This window comes from Dietzia sp. CQ4 (assembly GCF_014145125.1).
GTDB classification, from domain to species: Bacteria; Actinomycetota; Actinomycetes; order Mycobacteriales; family Mycobacteriaceae; genus Dietzia; species Dietzia natronolimnaea.
On the sequence record NZ_JAALDZ010000351.1, the window covers coordinates 1 to 5,113 of the forward strand.

The window sequence follows — 5,113 nt, forward strand, 5'->3', positions numbered from 1 at the left end:
CAAACCCCGGCCCCCAAACCCCACCACTCCAGGGGACTTACCCCGTACGTGTGCCTTCCAGCAATCTCCTGGGCACCGAGGAGGGGCAGGGCTTCGTCCAGCTCATGATGCAGCTCCCGCAGGAGCGGCTCATCGTCGCCGTCAGTTGCGCCGCGTCGATGGACCTGATGCTGGACCTGACACACGAGTACACACTCACCCGCGAGGCGTTCGGCAAACCGATCTTCGGATTCCAGAACACCAAGTTCAAGCTCGCCGAGGTCGCCACCGAAGCCCGCGTCACCCGCGCCTTCATCGACGAGTGTCTCGACCTGCATGTCAAGAGCGAACTGGACATCCCCACCGCCGCGATGGCGAAGTACTGGAGCTCCGAACGCGCTCAGCAAGTCGCCGACACCTGCCTGCAACTCCACGGCGGCTACGGCTACATGGAGGAGTATCCGATCGCGCGCGCATGGACCGACCTGCGGGTCAGTCAGATCTACGCCGACACCACCGAGATCATGAAGGAGATCATCGCCCGATCACTCCCGACACCTGTCATGGGACAGTAGTCCGTACCCGACGCGCACTCGCTCGCTCGGCGAGCACTCCGTCCGCCAGCACGCCTAAACACGTCTCTGGTGGTTGGCCTGTTGTGGTGATCTCGGACGGTGGACCCTCCTAAGGTGAGGGGCCTACCGAAATGAGATCCAGTAGTGAGTGCATCACGCAGACGGTTCAGCCAGGAGTTCAAGGATGAGCTGTGCCAGGAGGTCATCTCGACTTCGAAGACGATCAAGGACGTCGCCGTGGCCTACGGCGTCGGGCCCGAGACGTTGCGAAACTGGTTGAACAAGTACCGCGAGACCCACGGCGGCACCGAGACCGAGGTGACGCTCGATGAGCGGGCACGGTTCAAGGAGCTGGAGCGGGAGAACTCCGAGCTCCGCGCCGAAACGGCCTTCTTGAAAAAAGCAGCCGCTTACTTCGCGTCAGTACCAAAATGATGGTGGCCCGGTGGAGTTGGCTCGTTTTTTCGCTGCCGTAGGTGGCTTGTCCGCGATGTGCCGCCCCACCGGGTGTGCATCGCTGATCAAGGCCGTGGCCTGACAGGAGCTTGCTCGCTCGTCCTGCCCGACTGAGGCGTGCCCGACCTCGGTTGGCGATGCCGCACTTCACGATACGCAGCAGGAGGCGGTCCGCGGTGACTGTCATTGGAATTGATGCCCACAAGAACTGGCACACGCTCGTCGCTGTCGATGAGGTCGGCAGGAGGATCGATGTCCTCACGGTTGAGGCTCGGGCGGCTGGGCATCAGAAAATCATGACCTGGCTCGAACAGTTCGAGGAGGTGAGCATCGCGGTCGAGGACTGCCGGCACCTGACCCGTCGACTGGAAGCCGACCTGCTCGACGCCGGGCACAAGGTCGTGCGAGTCCACACCCGGCTGATGGCGGGTATGCGCCGGTCGGGTCGTGAACCCGGCAAATCCGACCCGATCGACGCGGAGGCCGTGGCGCGTGTTGCTCTGCGGGAACGTGACCTGCCCACGGCCGAGTTGCCGGGGCCGGCGCGGGAGATCAAGCTACTGTCCGACCACTGTCGCAGCCTGGTCGCTCGCCGTACCGCACTGCAGTCCAAGGTCCGCTGGTTCCTGCACGAGATCGACCCTGACCTGCAGATCCCGTCCCGGGCGCTGCGTCGCTACCATCTTCTCGATGAGCTGATTGCCCACCTGGACAACCTGACCGGGGTGGTGCCGGAGATCGCCCGCGACATCTTGGAGGACATCCGATCGCTCACCCGGCGGATCAACGAGATCGAGGGCCGATTGGGTGTCCGCGTACAGGTTGACGTGACGTTGCGGGTACAGGCTCACGTGTCGGTGTCCGGCTGGGGTTTATGGTGCCGGTTCGTCGGCAGTGCTGACAAGGTCCGCTCGGTCCTTGAGCCGGTAGGACGGTCCGTTGATTGCGATGACCTCGCAGTGGTGCAGGAACCGATCCAGGATCGCCGTGGCCAAGACCTCGTCTCCCAGGACGGTGCCCCATTCGGCGAAGGTCTTGTTGCTGGTGATGATCGTCGAGCCCTTCTCGTAGCGGCGTGAAACCAGCTGGAAGAACATATTGGCCTCCGCGCGGTTGAGTGGGAGATAGCCGACTTCATCGATGACCAGCAGTGACGGTCGGGCCAGACTCGAGAGCTGCTTGGGCAAGGTGCCGAGGCTGTCTGCCTTGCGCAGCTTGCGGACCAGGTCGTCCAGCGTGGTGTAGTAGATTGAGTGGCCGGCCCGGCACGCGGTCACCGCCAGCGCCACGGCGATGTGGGTCTTGCCCACGCCGGGCGGGCCGAGCAGAGCGATGTTGGCTTTGCGTTCGACGAACTCCATCGCCGCGAGATCCTTCAAGCGCCGGGCATCGACGCCAGGTTGGAACGCAAAATCGAACTCCTCCAAGGTCTTGTGGTGCGGCAGACCGGAGAGCTTGAGCGCGTTGCGAAACCGGCCCGACTCCCGGTGGGTGACCTCCTCCTCGAGCAGCTGGTCGAGAAAGTCCAGGTACCCCAGCTGAGACTGCTCAGCACGGGTCGCGGCGTCAGCTGCGGCGGCGGCCATGTGCGGCAGCTTGAGACGCTGCGCGGCGGCGGTGATCCGACTGATGACGAACTCGCTCACGAGGCCTCACCCGCCACCAGCTCGTAGGACGCCAACGGCCGTCGAATATCGGGAACCGGGTCCATCGAGGCCAGATAGTGCGCCAGCACCGAGGACGACTCCTCCGGCCTGGCAGATGCCCCGGCCCGGTCGGGCTCGGTGTGACAGACGGCGCGGCCGACCCCGTCGGGCAGGCCGTCCCAGTGGGTGGGGTCGATGATCCACTCGTGCGACCGGCCGCCACGCCGATGGACCGCCAGCACCTGGGCGGGGTCCTCCAGGCGGCAGACCTTGATGCGGCTGGCTGTGGCACGGACCAGGACCTTCTGCCTCGCCGTCACCTGGGAGGCGGGGACCGAGTAGTGGTCGGACTCGAACGAGATCAAACAGTCCTTGCCCACCGTGCGCACGTGATCGTCGAAGATCTCGTACTCCGTGGCCGGCAGCGGGCCCAGTGCGGCGTGATCCGTTGCGGCGGCCTCGGCGATGACCTGCCCGTGGGTGCGGTGAACCTGGCCGCGGCGGATCTTCACCCACCGGGCGAAAGCGGCATCAACGTCGCCGACCGAGCGAAAGCGGCGGCCGGCCACGACGTGGTCTCGCACGATGTCGACCTGCCGCTCCACCCGGCCCTTGCCGGTGGGCCGGTAGGCGGCCAGCACATCGATGCCGTACCCGTAGTGGCCGGCGAACGCGGTGGCTGCGGCGGTGACCGGGACCGCTTTGCCTGGGGCCACATGGCGGCGCACCACGGTCTTGAGGCGGTCGTAGACGATCACGGCCGGGACCCCGCCGAAGTGGTCGAAGGCCCGCCGGTGGCAGTCGAAGAACGTCGCGGCATCCATCGAGGTCACGAAGCAGCAGAACGGGTCCCGCGAGTACGACAGCGTCATGTGGAACGAGTACACGCGAACCCCGGTGCCCAGCAGATCTCCCTCATCGCCCCAGTCGACCTGGGCCTGGGCCCCGGGCAGAGTGGCGATGCGTCGGTGCAGACTCCCCGCTCCCGGTTCGTCGAGGCCGAGCTCGGCGCGGATCTGGGGGCGGCGGGAGCGGCAGTAGGTCTTGACCCGCTGATAGTGCACATGCACGTCGTGCTCGTCGGCGAGACGCTCGCAGATCACAGTGGCCTTGATATCGATGCAGGCTCGCAGCATCGCATCGATCAGCGCTGCGATCACCTCGGTGATCGCAACCTTCTGCGTGCCCTTGCGCGAGGGCGCCGACGGCGGCGCCGTCGCGGCATCCTCGGCCAGGTACTTGCGTACCGTGCGCCAGTCACAGCCGCACTCGCGACCGATCTCGGCGTACGTCATGCCGGTGGCATGCAGCTGTTTGAAACGTCGGATATTCATCCAGGACTCCTGATCCAGGATCATGGGGGTGGGCCACCCTTCGGAAATCGTCAACTTGCCGGAAGACGACTCCAAGGGTGGCCCACCCACCTCGGCGAACAACTACGGAACGCCGAACACCGACCTGCACATGAACCTGTCCCCAAACCGACATATCAGGGTGTACGCGGACATTGGGCACGCTGGTGCGCGCGAATCACCAGCACTTGCTTGACGTGCCGGGCCTCGGGGTGCTCGGAGCGGCCACGATCATCGGCGAGACCGCCGGGGTCAGGCGGTTCAAGTCCAAAGACGCCTTCGCCCGTTTCAACGGCACCGCCCCGATCCCAGTGTGGTCTGGCAACAAGGTCCGCGTCAGGCTGTCTCGGGGCGGAAACAGGCGCATCAACACCGCGCTGCACATGGCCGCGGTGACCCAGCTGCGGCTCGGCGGCGAAGGTACCGCCTACTACGACAAGCTCATCGCCGCCGGCAAGACCCGCACCGAGGCATTGCGACTGCTCCGCCGCCGAATATCTGACCGAGTGTTCGCAGCGATGCGCGCCGACGAAACAGGGCCCCTGCCCGACGCCACGTCACCTCCTCCCTCTACGGAGACACGCACTTCGATCCCCGCTCTCCAGGCAGCCGCGTGACGAAGACTTGACATAGGAGCATCCGGGAGCAGCGACCGTGAGCCGATACGAGTACATCGACTCCTGCAGGACCGACCCCGCCGAGACCAACCCGGTGTACAAGATGTGCGCCTGGTTGACCGTCTCGACCTCTGGGTTCTACAACTGGCTCTCCCGTCCGACGTCGGCGACAGCGGCCCGCAGACAGGCGTTGACGGCCCGGGTGAGGCACTTCTTCACCGCCACCGACGCCACCTACGGGTATCGGCGGATTCACGCCGATCTGGTTGACGAGGGCACCGAGTGTTCACCGGAGCTCGTGCGGCAGATCATGCGCTCTGAAGGCCTCGTCGCCTGTCAGCCGAGACCATTTCGGGTGACCACCGAAGCCGATGACGCCGCCGCGGCCGACATGCCTGACCTGGTGAAACGAGACTTCACCGCCGATCGCGCCGGGGTCAAGTTGGGGCTGGTGCACGAGTAGGTGACAGGGTTAGTCACGCGGCTTG

General features: G+C 65.4%; 4 protein-coding genes and 3 pseudogenes. 5 read left to right on the plus strand and 2 right to left on the minus strand.

Going from position 1 to position 5,113, the window contains the following annotated elements; translation table 11 throughout:
* The 3 genes and pseudogenes from G6031_RS16740 to G6031_RS19015 form a co-directional block, all read left to right on the plus strand.
* Positions 1–554, plus strand: a 554-nt coding sequence (locus tag G6031_RS16740; protein WP_277820168.1) for an acyl-CoA dehydrogenase family protein, incomplete at its 5' end; no start/stop codon positions are given.
* A gap of 144 nt (positions 555–698) precedes the next feature.
* Positions 699–959, plus strand: a pseudogene (locus G6031_RS16745) (transposase); the annotation flags it as partial.
* A gap of 188 nt (positions 960–1,147) precedes the next feature.
* Positions 1,148–1,591 (plus strand): annotated as a pseudogene (locus G6031_RS19015) (transposase); the annotation flags it as partial.
* A gap of 291 nt (positions 1,592–1,882) precedes the next feature.
* On the opposite strand, the gene istB reads toward G6031_RS19015, so the two are convergent.
* Together istB and istA are read right to left on the minus strand one after the other, a co-directional pair.
* Positions 1,883–2,656 carry an IS21-like element helper ATPase IstB gene (gene istB, locus G6031_RS16755; protein ID WP_182639195.1) on the minus strand — a complete coding sequence of 258 codons (774 nt, stop codon included), beginning with the start codon at positions 2,654–2,656 and terminating at the stop codon, positions 1,883–1,885.
* Positions 2,653–3,990 (minus strand): IS21 family transposase, encoded by a 1,338-nt coding sequence (istA, locus tag G6031_RS16760; RefSeq protein WP_206682176.1) that lies wholly within the window; start codon positions 3,988–3,990, stop codon positions 2,653–2,655. The genes istB and istA overlap by 4 nt, the downstream gene beginning before the upstream one ends.
* 173 nt (positions 3,991–4,163) lie before the next feature.
* Between istA and G6031_RS16765 the strand changes: the two genes are divergently transcribed.
* Positions 4,164–4,625 carry a transposase gene (locus tag G6031_RS16765; protein WP_206682177.1) on the plus strand — a complete coding sequence of 154 codons (462 nt, stop codon included), beginning with the start codon at positions 4,164–4,166 and terminating at the stop codon, positions 4,623–4,625.
* A 25-nt stretch (positions 4,626–4,650) separates the two neighbouring features.
* A pseudogene (locus G6031_RS16770) lies at positions 4,651–5,067 on the plus strand (IS3 family transposase); the annotation flags it as partial.
* Positions 5,068–5,113: the final 46 nt, after the last annotated feature.